Origin of the sequence: Acinetobacter pittii, assembly GCF_034067285.1 — a bacterium.
GTDB classification, from domain to species: domain Bacteria; phylum Pseudomonadota; class Gammaproteobacteria; order Pseudomonadales; family Moraxellaceae; genus Acinetobacter; species Acinetobacter pittii_E.
Window position 1 is genome coordinate 771,543 of sequence record NZ_CP139286.1, and the last position, 22,699, is coordinate 794,241.

At 47.9% G+C, this 22,699-nt stretch carries 1 protein-coding gene; it reads left to right on the forward strand.

Annotated features, from left to right (window positions below; genetic code table 11):
- The first annotated feature begins 425 nt into the window (after nucleotides 1-425).
- Nucleotides 426-22,568 carry a BapA/Bap/LapF family large adhesin gene (locus SOI81_RS03745; protein WP_320541247.1) on the forward strand — a complete coding sequence of 7,381 codons (22,143 nt, stop codon included), beginning with the start codon at nucleotides 426-428 and terminating at the stop codon, nucleotides 22,566-22,568.
- Nucleotides 22,569-22,699: the final 131 nt, after the last annotated feature.

Sequence of the window (22,699 nt, forward strand, 5' to 3'; positions counted from 1 at the left end):
AAAAATTAGGTTTTAGTGTAATAGTAAAATATTATCTAAAGCCTTTTTTTTCTATATATATCATTAATAATATATTTTGTTTTATTAAGATATTAATGGGTGTTATATAAATATTTTAATTAAATGATTTTTCAACAAACAGTAAATAATAAAATATTAAATTTGTTTTATATATAAAACGTTTAATGCAATTTTTTATTAAATTAACACAAGAAAAACCTAATAAAGACTTATATATAATTTGTATTAATTAATTTTTTTTCTTTAGGTACTTTAGTATTTGTTTTTTTTATTTTAAAGTGTTTAATGTAAAAATGATCACATTACTTAATGTTTTTAAGTTGTAGGTCAAAAACTTAGAAACATTAAGTAAAAAGAATTATACATAAAATCATTTAAATCAATAATATAAAAGGAATACAGATATGCCTGAAATACAAATTATTGCTAAGGACAATCATAAAACCTTAGCAACAACAGAGGGAACTTCTGCAAAACTTTCAGAAGCATCGGTCGTATTGGTAAAAGTAGCCGCCAGTGATGTGTTGGTAGTAAATAGGGAGGGTACCAATGCAGTTATTCGCCTGAAAAATGGCCAAACCATTGTTATTGAAGACTTCTTTAGCGGTACAGCTGAACCTAAAGATAACAGCCTTGTTTTTCAAGACGAAAATGGACAGTTAATTTGGGCAAAATTCAAAGATGCTGAAAATGATGCCGACGCAGATGCTGACGCAGATGCCGATGCCGACAGCGATGTTGAACCACAAGCTCTGGTAGCAGAAGATTTACCAGCTGCTTTACCAGCAGAAGCACCACAAGAGTTGGTGTCTGATGTTATTTATCAACCTATTTCTTCAATTGAACCATTACTTTATCACGATGCAGGCATAAACCCATGGCTATGGGCTATCCCATTAGTTGCGGGTGGTATTATTGCTGCCGCATCGAACAGTGATAGTGATGATGATTCTTCAACACCTACCGATACAACACCACCAAGTACAGATGGGGTGACCTTCACAGTTGACCCTGTTACTTCAGATAATGTAATTAATGCATCGGAAGCAGCAGGCAATGTCACTATTACAGGTGTATTGAAAAATATTCCGGCAGATGCAGCGAATACAGTCGTTACAGTTGTTATTAATGGGGTAACTTATAATGCAACTGTAGATAAAGCAGCAGGTACATGGACAATAAGCGTACCGGGTAGTGGTTTAACAGCTGATGCAGATAAAACGATTGATGCTACTGTAACGTTTACGGATGCGGCAGGTAATAGCAGCACTGTTAAAGATACTCAAACTTATACGATCGATACCACAGCACCAAATGCACCAGTAATTGACCCGGTTAACGGAACAGACCCGATTACAGGTACAGCAGAACCTGGTTCAACTGTGACTGTGACTTATCCTGATGGCACGACTGCAACAGTTGTGGCAGGCACAGATGGCAGCTGGTCGGTAACGAATCCGGGCTTAAATGATGGTGATGAAGTTACAGCAATCGCTACCGATCCAGCAGGCAACCCGTCATTACCAGGTACGGCCATTGTTGATGGAGTTGGACCAAATACAGATGGCGTTAATTTCGCAGTTGATTCAGTAACAGCTGACAACGTGATTAATGCATCGGAAGCAGCGGGCAATGTCACTATTACAGGTGTATTGAAAAATATTCCGGCAGATGCAGCGAATACAGTCGTTACAGTTGTTATTAATGGGGTAACTTATAATGCAACTGTAGATAAAGCAGCAGGTACATGGACAATAAGCGTACCGGGTAGTGGTTTAACAGCTGATGCAGATAAAACGATTGATGCTACTGTAACGTTTACGGATGCGGCAGGTAATAGCAGCACTGTTAAAGATACTCAAACTTATACGATCGATACCACAGCACCAAATGCACCAGTAATTGACCCGGTTAACGGAACAGACCCGATTACAGGTACAGCAGAACCTGGTTCAACTGTGACTGTGACTTATCCTGATGGCACGACTGCAACAGTTGTGGCAGGCACAGATGGCAGCTGGTCGGTAACGAATCCGGGCTTAAATGATGGTGATGAAGTTACAGCAATCGCTACCGATCCAGCAGGCAACCCGTCATTACCAGGTACGGCCATTGTTGATGGAGTTGGACCAAATACAGATGGCGTTAATTTCGCAGTTGATTCAGTAACAGCTGACAACGTGATTAATGCATCGGAAGCAGCGGGCAATGTCACTATTACAGGTGTATTGAAAAACATTCCGGCAGATGCAGTGAATACAGTCGTTACAGTTGTGATCAATGGTCAGACGTACACTGCTACTGTAGATAAAGCAGCAGGTACATGGACAGTAAGCGTACCGGGTAGTGGTTTAACAGCTGATACAGATAAAACGATTGATGCTACTGTAACGTTTACAGATGCGGCAGGTAATAGCAGCACTGTTAACGATACACAAACTTATACGATTGATACTACAGCACCAAATGCCCCAGTAATTGACCCGGTTAACGGAACAGACCCGATTACAGGTACAGCAGAACCTGGTTCAACTGTGACTGTGACTTATCCTGACGGTACGACTGCAACAGTTGTGGCAGGCACAGATGGCAGCTGGTCGGTAACGAATCCGGGTTTAAATGATGGTGATAAAGTTACAGCAATCGCTACCGATCCAGCAGGCAACCCGTCATTACCAGGTACGGCCATTGTTGATGGAATTGGACCAAATACAGATGGCGTTAATTTCGCAGTTGATTCAGTAACAGCTGACAACGTGATTAATGCATCGGAAGCAGCAGGCAATGTCACTATTACAGGTGTATTGAAAAACATTCCGGCAGATGCGGCGAATACAGCCGTTACAGTTGTGATCAACGGTCAGACATACACTGCTACTGTAGATAAAGCAGCAGGTACCTGGACAGTAAGCGTACCGGGTAGTGATTTAACAGCTGATGCAGATAAAACCATTGATGCGAAAGTGACGTTTACAGATGCGGCAGGTAACAGCAGCAGTGTTAACGATACCCACACTTATACGATCGATACCACAGCACCAAATGCCCCAGTAATTGACCCAGTTAACGGAACAGACCCGATTACAGGTACAGCAGAACCTGGTTCAACCGTGACTGTGACTTATCCTGACGGCAGCACAGCAAGTGTAGTTGCAGGCACAGATGGCAGCTGGTCAGTAACAAACCCAGGCTTAAATGATGGTGATGAAGTTACAGCAGTAGCAACAGACCCTGCAGGCAACCCGTCATTACCAGGTACGGCCATTGTTGATGGAGTTGGACCAAATACAGATGGCGTTAATTTCGCAGTTGATTCAGTAACAGCTGACAACGTGATTAATGCATCGGAAGCAGCGGGCAATGTCACCATTACAGGTGTATTGAAAAATATTCCGGCAGATGCGGCGAATACGGCCGTTACAGTTGTGATCAACGGTCAGACATACACTGCTACTGTAGATAAAGTAGCGGGTACATGGACAGTAAGCGTACCGGGTAGTGGTTTAACAGCTGATGCAGATAAAACGATTGATGCTACTGTAACGTTTACGGATGCGGCAGGTAATAGCAGCACTGTTAACGATACCCACACTTATACAATCGATACCACAGCACCAAATGCACCGGTCCTTGATCCAATCAATGCGACTGACCCAGTGAGCGGTACAGCAGAAGCGGGTTCAACCGTGACTGTGACTTATCCTGACGGTACCACTGCAACAGTTGTGGCAGGTACAGATGGCAGCTGGTCAGTACCAAACCCAGGTAACCTGGTGGATGGCGATACAGTAACTGCAACAGCCACTGACCCTGCAGGCAATACCTCATTGCCAGGTACAGGTACAGTGTCTGCAGACATCACAGCGCCAGTGGTTGCCCTTGATGATGTGCTCACTAACGACAGCACACCGGCACTCACAGGTACAGTGAACGATCCGTCAGCAACTGTGGTGGTGACTGTAGATGGTGTTGACTATCCAGCGACAAACAATGGTGACGGCACCTGGACACTTGCAGACAATACACTGCCTGCTTTAACAGACGGCCCACACACCATTACCGTGACTGCAACAGATGCAGCAGGCAATGCAGGTACAGATACTGCAGTGGTGACCATTGATACCACAGCACCAAATGCACCGGTCCTTGATCCAATCAATGCGACTGACCCGGTGAGCGGTACAGCAGAAGCGGGTTCAACCGTGACTGTGACTTATCCTGACGGTACGACTGCGACAGTAGTGGCAGGTACAGATGGCAGCTGGTCAGTACCAAACCCAGGTAACCTGGTGGATGGCGATACAGTAACTGCAACAGCCACTGACCCTGCAGGCAATACCTCATTGCCAGGTACAGGTACAGTGTCTGCAGACATCACAGCGCCAGTGGTTGCCCTTGATGATGTGCTCACTAACGACAGCACACCGGCACTCACAGGTACAGTGAACGATCCGTCAGCAACTGTGGTGGTGACTGTAGATGGTGTTGACTATCCAGCGACAAACAATGGTGACGGCACCTGGACACTTGCAGACAATACACTGCCTGCTTTAACAGACGGCCCACACACCATTACCGTGACTGCAACAGATGCAGCAGGCAATGCAGGTACAGATACTGCAGTGGTGACCATTGATACCACAGCACCAAATGCACCGGTCCTTGATCCAATCAATGCGACTGACCCGGTGAGCGGTACAGCAGAAGCGGGTTCAACCGTGACTGTGACTTATCCTGACGGTACGACTGCGACAGTAGTGGCAGGTACAGATGGCAGCTGGTCAGTACCAAACCCAGGTAACCTGGTGGATGGCGATACAGTAACTGCAACAGCCACTGACCCTGCAGGCAATACGTCATTGCCAGGTACAGGTACAGTGTCTGCAGACATCACAGCGCCAGTGGTTGCCCTTGATGATGTGCTCACCAATGACAGCACACCGGCACTCACAGGTACAGTGAACGATCCGTCAGCAACTGTGGTGGTGACTGTAGATGGTGTTGACTATCCGGCGACAAACAATGGTGACGGCACCTGGACACTTGCAGACAATAGCTTGCCTGCTTTAACAGACGGCCCACACACCATTACCGTGACTGCAACAGATGCAGCAGGCAATGCAGGTACAGATACTGCAGTGGTGACCATTGATACCACAGCACCAAATGCACCGGTCCTTGATCCAATCAATGCGACTGACCCGGTGAGCGGTACAGCAGAAGCGGGTTCAACCGTGACTGTGACTTATCCTGACGGTACGACTGCGACAGTAGTGGCAGGTACAGATGGCAGCTGGTCAGTACCAAACCCAGGTAACCTGGTGGATGGCGATACAGTAACTGCAACAGCCACTGACCCTGCAGGCAATACCTCATTGCCAGGTACAGGTACAGTGTCTGCAGACATCACAGCGCCAGTGGTTGCCCTTGATGATGTGCTCACTAACGACAGCACACCGGCACTCACAGGTACAGTGAACGATCCGTCAGCAACTGTGGTGGTGACTGTAGATGGTGTTGACTATCCAGCGACAAACAATGGTGACGGCACCTGGACACTTGCAGACAATACACTGCCTGCTTTAACAGACGGCCCACACACCATTACCGTGACTGCAACAGATGCAGCAGGCAATGCAGGTACAGATACTGCAGTGGTGACCATTGATACCACAGCACCAAATGCACCGGTCCTTGATCCAATCAATGCGACTGACCCGGTGAGCGGTACAGCAGAAGCGGGTTCAACCGTGACTGTGACTTATCCTGACGGTACGACTGCGACAGTAGTGGCAGGTACAGATGGCAGCTGGTCAGTACCAAACCCAGGTAACCTGGTGGATGGCGATACAGTAACTGCAACAGCCACTGACCCTGCAGGCAATACCTCATTGCCAGGTACAGGTACAGTGTCTGCAGACATCACAGCGCCAGTGGTTGCCCTTGATGATGTGCTCACTAACGACAGCACACCGGCACTCACAGGTACAGTGAACGATCCGTCAGCAACTGTGGTGGTGACTGTAGATGGTGTTGACTATCCAGCGACAAACAATGGTGACGGCACCTGGACACTTGCAGACAATACACTGCCTGCTTTAACAGACGGCCCACACACCATTACCGTGACTGCAACAGATGCAGCAGGCAATGCAGGTACAGATACTGCAGTGGTGACCATTGATACCACAGCACCAAATGCACCGGTCCTTGATCCAATCAATGCGACTGACCCGGTGAGCGGTACAGCAGAAGCGGGTTCAACCGTGACTGTGACTTATCCTGACGGTACGACTGCGACAGTAGTGGCAGGTACAGATGGCAGCTGGTCAGTACCAAACCCAGGTAACCTGGTGGATGGCGATACAGTAACTGCAACAGCCACTGACCCTGCAGGCAATACCTCATTGCCAGGTACAGGTACAGTGTCTGCAGACATCACAGCGCCAGTGGTTGCCCTTGATGATGTGCTCACTAACGACAGCACACCGGCACTCACAGGTACAGTGAACGATCCATCAGCAACTGTGGTGGTGACTGTAGATGGTGTTGACTATCCAGCGACAAACAATGGCGATGGCACCTGGACACTTGCAGACAATACACTTCCTGCTTTAACAGACGGCCCACACACCATTACCGTGACTGCAACAGATGCAGCAGGCAATGCAGGTACAGATACTGCAGTGGTGACCATTGATACCACAGCACCAAATGCACCGGTCCTTGATCCAATCAATGCGACTGACCCGGTGAGCGGTACAGCAGAAGCGGGTTCAACCGTGACTGTGACTTATCCTGACGGTACCACTGCAACAGTTGTGGCAGGTACAGATGGCAGCTGGTCAGTACCAAACCCAGGTACTCTGGTGGATGGCGATACAGTAACTGCAACAGCCACTGACCCTGCAGGCAATACGTCATTGCCAGGCACAGGTACAGTGTCTGCAGACATCACAGCGCCAGTGGTTGCCCTTGATGATGTGCTCACTAACGACAGCACACCGGCACTCACAGGTACAGTGAACGATCCGTCAGCAACTGTGGTGGTGACTGTGGATGGTGTTGACTATCCGGCAGTGAACAATGGTGACGGCACCTGGACCCTTGCAGACAATACACTTCCTGCTTTAACAGACGGTCCACACACCATTACCGTGACTGCAACAGATGCAGCAGGCAATGCAGGTACAGATACTGCAGTGGTGACGATTGATACCACAGCACCAAATGCACCGGTACTTGATCCAATCAATGCGACTGACCCGATCAGCGGTACAGCAGAAGCGGGTTCAACCGTGACTGTGACTTATCCTGACGGTACGACTGCGACAGTAGTAGCAGGTACAGATGGCAGCTGGTCAGTACCAAACCCAGGTACTCTGGTGGATGGCGATACAGTAACTGCAACAGCCACTGACCCTGCAGGCAATACGTCATTGCCAGGCACAGGTACAGTGTCTGCAGACATCACAGCGCCAGTGGTTGCCCTTGATGATGTGCTCACCAATGACAGCACACCGGCACTCACAGGTACAGTGAACGATCCGTCAGCAACTGTGGTGGTGACTGTGGATGGTGTTGACTATCCGGCAGTGAACAATGGTGATGGCACCTGGACCCTTGCAGACAATAGCTTGCCTGCTTTAACAGACGGTCCACACACCATTACCGTGACTGCAACAGATGCAGCAGGCAATGCAGGTACAGATACTGCAGTGGTGACGATTGATACCACAGCACCAAATGCACCGGTCCTTGATCCAATCAATGCGACTGACCCGGTGAGCGGTACAGCAGAAGCGGGTTCAACCGTGACTGTGACTTATCCTGACGGTACGACTGCAACAGTAGTGGCAGGTACAGATGGCAGCTGGTCAGTACCAAACCCAGGTACTCTGGTGGATGGCGATACAGTAACTGCAACAGCCACTGACCCTGCAGGCAATACCTCATTGCCAGGTACAGGTACAGTGTCTGCAGACATCACAGCGCCAGTGGTTGCCCTTGATGATGTGCTCACCAATGACAGCACACCGGCACTCACAGGTACAGTGAACGATCCGTCAGCAACTGTGGTGGTGACTGTGGATGGTGTTGACTATCCGGCAGTGAACAATGGTGATGGCACCTGGACCCTTGCAGACAATAGCTTGCCAACACTCGCAGACGGTCCACACACCATTACCGTGACTGCAACAGATGCAGCAGGCAATGCAGGTACAGATACTGCAGTGGTGACGATTGATACCACAGCACCAAATGCACCGGTACTTGATCCAATCAATGCGACTGACCCGATCAGCGGTACAGCAGAAGCGGGTTCAACCGTGACTGTGACTTATCCTGACGGTACGACTGCAACAGTAGTGGCAGGTACAGATGGCAGCTGGTCAGTACCAAACCCAGGTACTCTGGTGGATGGCGATACAGTAACTGCAACAGCCACTGACCCTGCAGGCAATACCTCATTGCCAGGTACAGGTACAGTGTCTGCAGACATCACAGCGCCAGTGGTTGCCCTTGATGATGTGCTCACCAATGACAGCACACCGGCACTCACAGGTACAGTGAACGATCCGTCAGCAACTGTGGTGGTGACTGTGGATGGTGTTGACTATCCGGCAGTGAACAATGGTGACGGCACCTGGACCCTTGCAGACAATACACTTCCTGCTTTAACAGACGGCCCACACACCATTACCGTGACTGCAACAGATGCAGCAGGCAATGCAGGTACAGATACTGCAGTGGTGACGATTGATACCACAGCACCAAATGCACCGGTCCTTGATCCAATCAATGCGACTGACCCGGTGAGCGGTACAGCAGAAGCGGGTTCAACCGTGACTGTGACTTATCCTGACGGTACGACTGCGACAGTAGTGGCAGGTACAGATGGCAGCTGGTCAGTACCAAACCCAGGTAACCTGGTGGATGGCGATACAGTAACTGCAACAGCCACTGACCCTGCAGGCAATACGTCATTGCCAGGTACAGGTACAGTGTCTGCAGACATCACAGCGCCAGTGGTTGCCCTTGATGATGTGCTCACCAATGACAGCACACCGGCACTCACAGGTACAGTGAACGATCCGTCAGCAACTGTGGTGGTGACTGTGGATGGTGTTGACTATCCGGCAGTGAACAATGGTGACGGCACCTGGACCCTTGCAGACAATACACTTCCTGCTTTAACAGACGGTCCACACACCATTACCGTGACTGCAACAGATGCAGCAGGCAATGCAGGTACAGATACTGCAGTGGTGACGATTGATACCACAGCACCAAATGCACCGGTACTTGATCCAATCAATGCGACTGACCCGATCAGCGGTACAGCAGAAGCGGGTTCAACCGTGACTGTGACTTATCCTGACGGTACGACTGCGACAGTAGTAGCAGGTACAGATGGCAGCTGGTCAGTACCAAACCCAGGTACTCTGGTGGATGGCGATACAGTAACTGCAACAGCCACTGACCCTGCAGGCAATACGTCATTGCCAGGCACAGGTACAGTGTCTGCAGACATCACAGCGCCAGTGGTTGCCCTTGATGATGTGCTCACCAATGACAGCACACCGGCACTCACAGGTACAGTGAACGATCCGTCAGCAACTGTAGTGGTGACTGTAGATGGTGTTGACTATCCAGCGACAAACAATGGCGATGGCACCTGGACACTTGCAGACAATACACTTCCTGCTTTAACAGACGGCCCACACACCATTACCGTGACTGCAACAGATGCAGCAGGCAATGCAGGTACAGATACTGCAGTGGTGACCATTGATACCACAGCACCAAATGCACCGGTCCTTGATCCAATCAATGCGACTGACCCGGTGAGCGGTACAGCAGAAGCGGGTTCAACCGTGACTGTGACTTATCCTGACGGTACGACTGCGACAGTAGTGGCAGGTACAGATGGCAGCTGGTCAGTACCAAACCCAGGTAACCTGGTGGATGGCGATACAGTAACTGCAACAGCCACTGACCCTGCAGGCAATACGTCATTGCCAGGTACAGGTACAGTGTCTGCAGACATCACAGCGCCAGTGGTTGCCCTTGATGATGTGCTCACCAATGACAGCACACCGGCACTCACAGGTACAGTGAACGATCCGTCAGCAACTGTGGTGGTGACTGTAGATGGTGTTGACTATCCGGCGACAAACAATGGTGACGGCACCTGGACACTTGCAGACAATAGCTTGCCTGCTTTAACAGACGGCCCACACACCATTACCGTGACTGCAACAGATGCAGCAGGCAATGCAGGTACAGATACTGCAGTGGTGACCATTGATACCACAGCACCAAATGCACCGGTCCTTGATCCAATCAATGCGACTGACCCGGTGAGCGGTACAGCAGAAGCGGGTTCAACCGTGACTGTGACTTATCCTGACGGTACGACTGCGACAGTAGTGGCAGGTACAGATGGCAGCTGGTCAGTACCAAACCCAGGTAACCTGGTGGATGGCGATACAGTAACTGCAACAGCCACTGACCCTGCAGGCAATACCTCATTGCCAGGTACAGGTACAGTGTCTGCAGACATCACAGCGCCAGTGGTTGCCCTTGATGATGTGCTCACTAACGACAGCACACCGGCACTCACAGGTACAGTGAACGATCCGTCAGCAACTGTGGTGGTGACTGTAGATGGTGTTGACTATCCAGCGACAAACAATGGTGACGGCACCTGGACACTTGCAGACAATACACTGCCTGCTTTAACAGACGGCCCACACACCATTACCGTGACTGCAACAGATGCAGCAGGCAATGCAGGTACAGATACTGCAGTGGTGACGATTGATACCACAGCACCAAATGCACCGGTACTTGATCCAATCAATGCGACTGACCCGATCAGCGGTACAGCAGAAGCGGGTTCAACCGTGACTGTGACTTATCCTGACGGTACGACTGCAACAGTAGTGGCAGGTACAGATGGCAGCTGGTCAGTACCAAACCCAGGTACTCTGGTGGATGGCGATACAGTAACTGCAACAGCCACTGACCCTGCAGGCAATACCTCATTGCCAGGTACAGGTACAGTGTCTGCAGACATCACAGCGCCAGTGGTTGCCCTTGATGATGTGCTCACTAACGACAGCACACCGGCACTCACAGGTACAGTGAACGATCCGTCAGCAACTGTGGTGGTGACTGTGGATGGTGTTGACTATCCAGCAGTGAACAATGGTGATGGCACCTGGACCCTTGCAGACAATAGCTTGCCTGCTTTAACAGACGGCCCACACACCATTACCGTGACTGCAACAGATGCAGCAGGCAATGCAGGTACAGATACTGCAGTGGTGACGATTGATACTAGCGCTCCAGTAGTATCTTTAGATGATGTCGTTACTAATGACACGACTCCTGCTTTAACAGGGGCGATTAATGACCCAACAGCAAGCGTGGTTGTGACTGTGGATGGTGTTGACTATCCAGCGACAAACAATGGCGATGGTACTTGGACGCTTGCAGACAATACACTGCCTGCGTTAACAGACGGCCCACATACAGTGACTGTAACTGCAACTGATCCAGCTGGAAATACAGCTACAGATACAGCTACGCTTACTATTGATACCGTACCTGCAGACCTGATCGGTGCGATTACGATTCCTGAAGACTTAAATGGCGACGGTATCTTGAATGCAGACGAGCTAGGCACAGACGGCACCTTCAATGCACAAGTGGCGTTGGGACCAGATGCAATCGATGGCACAGTGGTTAATGTGAACGGTACTAACTACACCGTGACAGCAGCTGACCTTACTAACGGCTTCATCACAGCAGCGATCCCTGTTACAGGCGAAGGCCCTGTAGCGATCCATGCAGAAGCAGTCGATCCACAAGGTAACGTGGATGTTGCAGATGCAGACGTGACAGTAACAGTTGATACCTTACCTGCAGACCTGATCGGTGCGATCACGATTCCTGAAGACTTAAATGGCGACGGTATTTTAAATGCAGACGAGCTAGGCACAGACGGTACCTTCAATGCACAAGTGGCGTTGGGACCAGATGCAATCGATGGCACAGTGGTTAATGTGAACGGTACTAACTACACCGTGACAGCAGCTGACCTTACCAACGGCTTCATCACAGCAGCGATCCCTGTTACAGGCGAAGGCCCTGTAGCGATCCATGCAGAAGCAGTCGATCCACAAGGTAACGTGGATGTTGCTGATGCAGACGTGACAGTAACAGTTGATACCTTACCTGCAGACCTGATCGGTGCGATCACGATTCCTGAAGACTTAAATGGCGACGGTATCTTGAATGCAGACGAGCTAGGCACAGACGGTACCTTCAATGCACAAGTGGCGTTGGGACCAGATGCAATCGATGGCACAGTGGTTAATGTGAACGGTACTAACTACACCGTGACAGCAGCTGACCTTACCAACGGCTTCATCACAGCAGCGATCCCTGTTACAGGCGAAGGCCCTGTAGCGATCCATGCAGAAGCAGTCGATCCACAAGGTAACGTGGATGTTGCTGATGCAGACGTGACAGTAACAGTTGATACCTTACCTGCAGACCTGATCGGTGCGATCACGATTCCTGAAGACTTAAATGGCGACGGTATTTTAAATGCAGACGAGCTAGGCACAGACGGTACCTTCAATGCACAAGTGGCGTTGGGACCAGATGCAATCGATGGCACAGTGGTTAATGTGAACGGTACTAACTACACCGTGACAGCAGCTGACCTTACCAACGGCTTCATCACAGCAGCGATCCCTGTCACAGGCGAAGGCCCTGTAGCGATCCATGCAGAAGCAGTCGATCCACAAGGTAACGTGGATGTTGCAGATGCAGATGTGACAGTAACAGTTGATACCTTACCTGCAGACCTGATCGGTGCAATCACGATTCCTGAAGACTTAAATGGCGACGGTATCCTGAATGCAGACGAGCTAGGCACAGACGGTACCTTCAATGCACAAGTGGCGTTGGGACCAGATGCAATCGATGGCACAGTGGTTAATGTGAACGGTACTAACTACACCGTGACAGCAGCTGACCTTACTAACGGCTTCATCACAGCAGCGATTCCTGTCACAGGCGAAGGCCCTGTAGCGATCCATGCAGAAGCAGTCGATCCACAAGGTAACGTGGATGTTGCAGATGCAGACGTGACAGTAACGGTTGATACCCTACCTGCAGACCTGATCGGTGCGATCACGATTCCTGAAGACTTAAATGGCGACGGTATCTTGAATGCAGACGAGCTAGGCACAGATGGCACCTTCAATGCACAAGTGGCGTTGGGACCAGATGCAATCGATGGCACAGTGGTGAATGTGAACGGTACTAACTACACCGTGACAGCAGCTGACCTTACCAACGGCTTCATCACAGCAGCGATCCCTGTCACAGGCGAAGGCCCTGTAGCGATCCATGCAGAAGCAGTCGATCCACAAGGTAACGTGGATGTTGCAGACGCAGATGTCACAGTAACAGTTGATACCTTACCTGCAGACCTGATCGGTGCGATTACGATTCCTGAAGACTTAAATGGCGACGGTATCCTGAATGCAGACGAGCTAGGCACAGACGGCACCTTCAATGCACAAGTGGCGTTGGGGCCAGATGCAATCGATGGCACAGTGGTGAATGTGAACGGTACTAACTACACCGTGACAGCAGCTGATATTACCAACGGCTTCATCACAGCAGCGATCCCTGTCACAGGCGAAGGCCCTGTAGCGATCCATGCAGAAGCAGTCGATCCACAAGGTAACGTGGATGTTGCAGATGCAGATGTGACAGTAACAGTTGATACCTTACCTGCAGACCTGATCGGTGCGATCACGATTCCTGAAGACTTAAATGGCGACGGTATCCTGAATGCAGACGAGCTAGGCACAGATGGCACCTTCAATGCACAAGTGGCGTTGGGACCAGATGCAATCGACGGCACAGTGGTGAATGTGAACGGTACTAACTACACCGTGACAGCAGCTGACCTTGCAAACGGCTTCATCACAGCAGCGATTCCTGTCACAGGCGAAGGCCCTGTAGCGATCCATGCAGAAGCAGTCGATCCACAAGGTAACGTGGATGTTGCAGATGCAGACGTGACAGTAACAGTTGATACCTTACCTGCAGACCTGATCGGTGCAATCACGATTCCTGAAGACTTAAATGGCGACGGTATCTTAAATGCAGACGAGCTAGGCACAGACGGTACCTTCAATGCACAAGTGGCGTTGGGACCAGATGCAATCGATGGCACAGTGGTGAATGTGAACGGTACTAACTACACCGTGACAGCAGCTGACCTTGCAAATGGCTTCATCACAGCAGCGATCCCTGTTACAGGCGAAGGCCCTGTAGCGATCCATGCAGAAGCAGTCGATCCACAAGGTAACGTGGATGTTGCAGATGCAGACGTGACAGTAACGGTTGATACCGTACCTGCAGACCTGATCGGTGCGATCACGATTCCTGAAGACTTAAATGGCGACGGTATCCTGAATGCAGACGAGCTAGGCACAGACGGTACCTTCAATGCACAAGTGGCGTTAGGACCGGATGCAATCGATGGCACAGTGGTGAATGTGAACGGTACTAACTACACCGTGACAGCAGCTGACCTTGCCAACGGCTTTATCACAGCAGCGATCCCTGTTACAGGCGAAGGTCCTGTAGCAATCCATGCAGAAGCAGTCGATCCACAAGGTAACGTGGATGTTGCAGATGCAGACGTGACAGTAACGGTTGATACCGTACCTGCAGACCTGATCGGTGCGATCACGATTCCTGAAGACTTAAATGGCGACGGTATCTTAAATGCAGACGAGCTAGGCACAGACGGTACCTTCAATGCACAAGTGGCGTTGGGACCAGATGCAATCGATGGCACAGTGGTTAATGTGAACGGTACTAACTACACCGTGACAGCAGCTGACCTTACCAACGGCTTCATCACAGCAGCGATCCCTGTTACAGGCGAAGGCCCTGTAGCGATCCATGCAGAAGCAGTCGATCCACAAGGTAACGTGGATGTTGCAGATGCAGACGTGACAGTAACAGTTGATACCTTACCTGCAGACCTGATCGGTGCGATCACGATTCCTGAAGACTTAAATGGCGACGGTATTTTAAATGCAGACGAGCTAGGCACAGACGGCACCTTCAATGCACAAGTGGCGTTGGGACCAGATGCAATCGATGGCACAGTGGTTAATGTGAACGGTACTAACTACACCGTGACAGCAGCTGACCTTACTAACGGCTTCATCACAGCAGCGATCCCTGTTACAGGCGAAGGCCCTGTAGCGATCCATGCAGAAGCAGTCGATCCACAAGGTAACGTGGATGTTGCAGATGCAGACGTGACAGTAACAGTTGATACCTTACCTGCAGACCTGATCGGTGCGATCACGATTCCTGAAGACTTAAATGGCGACGGTATTTTAAATGCAGACGAGCTAGGCACAGATGGCACCTTCAATGCACAAGTGGCGTTGGGACCAGATGCAATCGATGGCACAGTGGTTAATGTGAACGGTACTAACTACACCGTGACAGCAGCTGACCTTACCAACGGCTTCATCACAGCAGCGATCCCTGTCACAGGCGAAGGCCCTGTAGCGATCCATGCAGAAGCAGTCGATCCACAAGGTAACGTGGATGTTGCTGATGCAGACGTGACAGTAACAGTTGATACCTTACCTGCAGACCTGATCGGTGCGATCACGATTCCTGAAGACTTAAATGGCGACGGTATCTTGAATGCAGACGAGCTAGGCACAGACGGTACCTTCAATGCACAAGTGGCGTTGGGACCAGATGCAATCGATGGCACAGTGGTTAATGTGAACGGTACTAACTACACCGTGACAGCAGCTGACCTTACCAACGGCTTCATCACAGCAGCGATCCCTGTCACAGGCGAAGGCCCTGTAGCGATCCATGCAGAAGCAGTCGATCCACAAGGTAACGTGGATGTTGCAGATGCAGACGTGACAGTAACAGTTGATACCTTACCTGCAGACCTGATCGGTGCGATCACGATTCCTGAAGACTTAAATGGCGACGGTATTTTAAATGCAGACGAGCTAGGCACAGACGGTACCTTCAATGCACAAGTGGCGTTGGGACCAGATGCAATCGATGGCACAGTGGTTAATGTGAACGGTACTAACTACACCGTGACAGCAGCTGACCTTACCAACGGCTTCATCACAGCAGCGATCCCTGTCACAGGCGAAGGCCCTGTAGCGATCCATGCAGAAGCAGTCGATCCACAAGGTAACGTGGATGTTGCAGATGCAGATGTGACAGTAACAGTTGATACCTTACCTGCAGACCTGATCGGTGCGATCACGATTCCTGAAGACTTAAATGGCGACGGTATTTTAAATGCAGACGAGCTAGGCACAGATGGCACCTTCAATGCACAAGTGGCGTTGGGACCAGATGCAATCGATGGCACAGTGGTTAATGTGAACGGTACTAACTACACCGTGACAGCAGCTGACCTTGCCAACGGCTTTATCACAGCAGCTCTGGATGCAACAGCAGCAGATCCTGTGACTGGACAGATTGTGATTCATGCTGAGGCTGTAGATGCACAAGGTAACGTGGATGTTGCTGATGCAGATGTAACAGTAACAATTGATACAACTCCACAAGATCTGATTACAGCGATCACGGTTCCTGAAGACTTAAATGGCGACGGTATCTTAAATGCTGCAGAACTTGGCACAGACGGTACCTTCAATGCACAAGTGGCGTTGGGACCAGATGCAATCGATGGCACAGTGGTTAATGTTAACGGTACTAACTACACCGTGACAGCAACTGACCTTGCCAACGGCTTTATCACAGCAGCTCTTGCCGCAACAGCAGCAGATCCTGTGACTGGTCAGATTGTGATTCATGCTGAGGCTGTAGATGCTCAAGGTAACGTGGATGCAGCTGATGCTGATGTAACAGTAACACTCGATGTTACTCCACCAGATATCACTACAACTGTGTTAGCAATTGACCCAGTTACTGCTGATAACATACTGAATGCAGTAGAAGCAGGTGGTCTGGTGACCTTAACAGGTACCTTGACCAACATTCCTACAGATGCTGCAACAACAGAGGTTGTGGTGACTGTAAATGGTGTTGATTATACTGCAACCGTGGATGCAGCAACGGGTCTTTGGACCGTTGATGTAGCTGGTAGTGGCCTTGCTGCAGATCCAGACTTAACAGTTGATGCAGTAGCAACCTTTACCGATGCGGCGGGTAACCCAAGCACAGTAGCGGATACACAAAGCTATACTCTTGCGGGTTCTATTCCTGCCTTTGACAACACTGATCATGCAGTTCTTAGTCCGAAACCAGCTCTTGTTGGTGATGATGTAAGCCTAGGCAGTACTTCTTATTTAGTACTTACATCTGTAGCAGGCTTAGACCTTCAACTTGGTGGTAATTCTCTAGGATTTACTGTCGCTGATGGTCATGAAGGTGATGTCACTTTCCAATATAGTGGCTTAATCGACGCAGCTGTACTTTCTGACTACAAACTAGTAGTTCAGAAATTCAATACAGCAACTAACCAATGGGAATCTATCCATGGCGATGCTGATTCATCTTTAATTAGCTTGCACTTGTTAGGTATTGGTACAGGTAATGTTCCTGGTGCAGTCCTTGATGGTTTAGATGCGGGTCAATACCGCGCATTCTTAGCCTACGATGGATTGTTAGGAGTTGGCGTATTAGGTACTCTTTCTGCCACTATGGATGATTATGACTTGTCTGTAGCAGGTGGATATGAAATTGGTAATGCTGAAGGTAACGTGATTACTGATCCGGATCCAACAACAGGTCAAATCGATCAAGTAACTCCAGATACTTTTGTTTCATCAGTAAATGGTCATGCGATTGATGCTGATGGTGAGACATTTGCAGGTACTTACGGAACAATTACTTTCTATCAAGATGGTAGTTATGTTTACGTACCAAATGCAGATGGTTCTGGTGTAGGTCAAACTGATGTATTCACATATACGTTAACTGACTCAGTAACTGGAGCAACTGGACAAGCTAATCTTAATATCGTGTTTGATTCGATTCGTGCAGCGGATAATCTTGTTGAGGTTGAACTCAATCCACAATATCAATTGGTGGGTACAGAGACTGATTCGGCATTCTATGGTGTTCTATTAAATGTTGGAAATATTGTTGACTTACAACTCCTCACTGTAGATACAGTTGACTTTACTATCGCTGCTGGTCAGGAAGGCGTTGCAACATTCAACTTCAATAGTTTGATTGGTGCATCTGCTTTAGGTGACTACAATGTTGTGTTGCAAAAATACAATGATGCGACAGGACAATGGGAAGCTGTGAATGGTACAGGTGATCGTTCATTATTGAATTTAACCTTACTAGGAACTACACCGACAGCACAGATTGCAGGACTTACTGAAGGCGAATATAGAGCATTCTTGTCATTCAGTGGTGCAGTGGGTGGCGCACTCGCAGTAACATTAAACGGCAGTGTAGATGTTTATAACCCTGCGGTTATTACTGGTTACGATGTTGTGGCAGCTCATGGCAATCTAATCTCTGATCCAAATACAAATGGTGATGTTGATATTGCTACACCTAACAGTATTATTAGTGAAGTCAATGGCATTGCAATTGGAGCATCTCCAACTGAAATTATCGGTGCTCACGGTACTTTACTCATCTATGCAAATGGTGATTACACCTATACACCAAATGCTGATAGTGCTGGTTTAGGTCAGGTTGATCAATTTACCTATACCTTGTTAGACCCTGCTTCTAATACAACTTCACAAGCTACGTTCTATGTACATCTAGATAGTAAAGCTGTGGATATGAATTGGGATGCAGCTGATCCATCACAACCTGCTACTGTAACAATTACAGCAGTGGATGATGCTGTAAATGCTGCAATTGCTGCTGAGCCTCATTTAATTGAGGATGACAGAGCATTGGGTAGCGCAAGTTACCTTGCATTGTTATCGTTGGCCGGTATCAATCTACAAGCTCCTTTACCATTCGTGAATAGTACTGTGGAGTTCAATGTAGGCGCTGGTGAAAACGGAACTGCAACCTTCAAATACAGCAGTTTAATCAATGAAGGAGCGCTTGGTGATTACCAACTTGTAGTACAAAAATTCAATACTGCTACTAATAGTTGGGAGTCAATTACTGGTAGTAGTGAAGCTTCCTTGTTGAACTTGAGTGTATTGGGTATAGGTGTGAATGCGACACCAGGAGCGGTTGTTGAAGGACTTGATGAAGGTCAATATCGTGCCTTTATGACATACAACGGCCTATATGGTAAGAGTATCCTAGGTACATTGTCTGGTACGATGGATGTTTATGATCCAAATCAAATTGACTTTACTGGTCTAGCAACAGAAGGCAATGTGATTACCGGACTTGGCGTAGGCACAAATGCCGATACAGTAACGGGCTTCACAATTGTTGATTCGGTTACTGTGAACGGTGTGACTACGAATGTTGATCCAAATACTGGCACAACTATTCAAGGTCAATATGGTACGCTTCAAATATTCGCAAATGGTGATTATAGCTATACACCGACTAATACGAATGCCAACCTAGGTCTAGTTGATCACTTCACTTATACATTGTCTGATCCTATGGGCGGCAATATTAGTGCAAGCCTAGACTTTACAATTGGTAATAGTACTCCAATCATCGCGGTTGATGACTTGGCTGTAGCAGTCATTAATCCAGAGTATTTACAACTCCAAAATGATGTGGCGGTAGGTAGTACTACGTATCTAGCATTATTGTCATTGACTGATAATTTTGACTTCCAAGCTGGTGGTCAAAGCGTTAACTTTACTTTGACCGATAGCACCTTAAATGATGTGACCTTCAATTACGGTGCATTAATAGATGCAAGTCTGCTTGCTGACTATGTACTCGTGGTTCAAAAATTTGATACTGCAACGAATCAATGGGTAGCTGTGAATGGTACTGGAGATGCTGACTTACTCAGTCTTGCAGCCTTTGGTGGAAACTCAGTGACATTGGAAGGCCTAGCAGCCGGTCAATATAGAGCTTATATGACTTATGCTGGTGGTGGTGTCGGAGTTAGTGTGCTAGGTACATTGTCAGTTCAAAAAGATGTATTTGATGCGACAAATATCACAGGCTACAGTACACAAGTCGCTGAAGGTAACGTTATCCATGATGTTGGCCTAAATGGACACGCAGATACTGCTTCTGGTTTCAGTACAGTGACTAGCGTTGACTTTAATGGCACGACATTTGCGGTTAATGCGACAGGTGTAACAACAATTGTGGGTGACCACGGTACATTGTCAATCTACGCTAATGGTAATTACAGCTATGAACCAAATGGTGAGGCTGCAAGTCTTGGTCAAGTTGATCAATTTACGTACACCTTGTCAGATGGTGTAAATACATCGCAAGCGACCTTGTATCTACATATTGATAGTGATGCTATTGATATGACTTGGAATACAAGTGACCCATCACAACCTGCAACAATTAATGCTGTAGATGCAATCGATAATGTGGTTTCTGCTGGTGTAGATATCGTTCCTCAAGCCACATTCGATGTAGCTATAGGCTCTGCAACTTATCTAGCATTGCTAGGAATTACAGAGGACTTTAATGTACCGGTATTAGGAACACCAAGTGTTGGATTTACAATTGACGCTGGTCATGAAGCTGAAGTTACCTTCTCATATGGTGCATTGCTATCAGTATCATTATTGAATGATTACAAAGTGGTATTGCAACAAAAAGGTGCCGATGGTTCTTGGTACAATATTGATGGCGGTACAAGTACTGGCTTACTCAACATTGGCGTATTGGGCAGTGGTGGCTTTGGTGCAACGGTTCAACTCGATCAAGGTGAATACCGAGCATTTATGGTTTACACCGGCTTAGGTTTGGGCTTACTAGGTACAATGAGTGTAGTGAAAGATGACTTTGATTACACAGTTGCTTCTACTAATACAGCAGTAGTTGCAGAGGGTAATGTACTGACTGATGATGTAACGACATTAGCTACTCAGGTTACAACCGTAACTTCTGAGGTAGTGGGTGCTCTACCACAAACAGTAGGAACAGATACAGTTATAAGCGGTGCATACGGTACATTGGTGATTTCTACAAATGGTCACTACACCTATACACCAAATACAGCTGATCTGAGTGCAATTGGTAAAGTGGATTCATTCACTTACACAATTCGTGATGCAATAACAGGAACTACTGATACTGCAACATTACATGTTCAGGTAGGTTCTCCAGACGTTACAGTGACTTGGAATACTGCAGATCCTTCAGTAGATGGTATTGTTCCTGCACCTATCGCAAATCCGGATGAGATTACGGTCAACAGCATTTTAGTGAATGCAATGACTAATATTGATCCGCTTGATAATGGTCAAGGTTCGTTTAGTACACCACTAGGTACTCCGCTCACTCCTCGAACTGGCACAATGACATACAACTTCACAGTTGATGCCAATGATATGAGTGATGTCACAATTTACGCAGTTCCTGGTGCAGGTTTGAGTGTGTTACCTTCTTACACAATCACTGTAACGAATAGTGCAGGAGTTGTGGTTGGTACAGTAACGGGTACTTCTCTAGCAAATGCTGTAAGCCTATTAGATGGCGGTGTTCGTTTGACCTTAAATGATTTAGAAGCTGGTACATACACAGCGACTATCTCTAGTCGAAACATCTTAGGCCTTGGTTATACCACTTCAGTATATATGGGTGAAACAATCACTCACCTAGATAGCTATGACTATACTGGTGCTAATGGTGGAGTGGTTTCTGGTAATGTACTGGAGGGTGATGCAATTGGAGGAGTTGCTGACATCGCTGAGGGTTCTCAACTATATGTATTGAATACCACAACTGGTACATATGAACTTGCTTTAGGTCAAGCTATCGATACAGGTACAGGAACGCTACATATGTATGCGAATGGTTCGTATACATATCTGCCAAGTACTTCTTCGACAGCGGCATCTGACGTAATTGAATATAAACTGGTATCAGGAATAACTGGTCAGGAATCTTCATCTAGCTTGACGATCAATCTAGATAAAGAATTTAACCTCAGCACGGGCGATGATATTGTAGTTAGCTCAGCTGGCCAAGATGTTCTTAACAGTAATGCAGGTGGTTCAGATACTTTAGTCTTTAATGTATTGAATAATGCTGATAATGCTGGTGGCAATGGTGTAGATACATGGAATAACTTCCACGTAGGGCCAACTGCTTCCGATGCTGATGCTGACAAAATTGATATAAGTAGCCTATTGGTTGGTTACACTGGAAATGGTACTGCAGCATCATTTGCTGGATACCTCACAGTGACTTCTGATGGTACAAATACAACTGTTAGTATTGATCGTGACGGAGCTGGAACAACTTATGCTACAACAGATTTACTTGTATTAAATAATACTGATACAACCCTAGATCAATTGTTGCAAAACAATCAAATCATTTTCTAATCTGACAATCGACTTATAAAAAAAAGAGCCTTCGGGCTCTTTTTTTACGTCTAAACAATACGTTAACTTAGCTTTTTACATGTTCATGTTATGATGCATTGAAAACTTTATAGAACAACAAATAATGGATA

Bases quoted from the DNA above. Each gene is read 5' to 3' on its own strand.
- SOI81_RS03745 (WP_320541247.1), top strand. From the start codon at position 426: ATGCCTGAAATACAAATTATTGCTAAGGACAATCATAAAACCTTAGCA.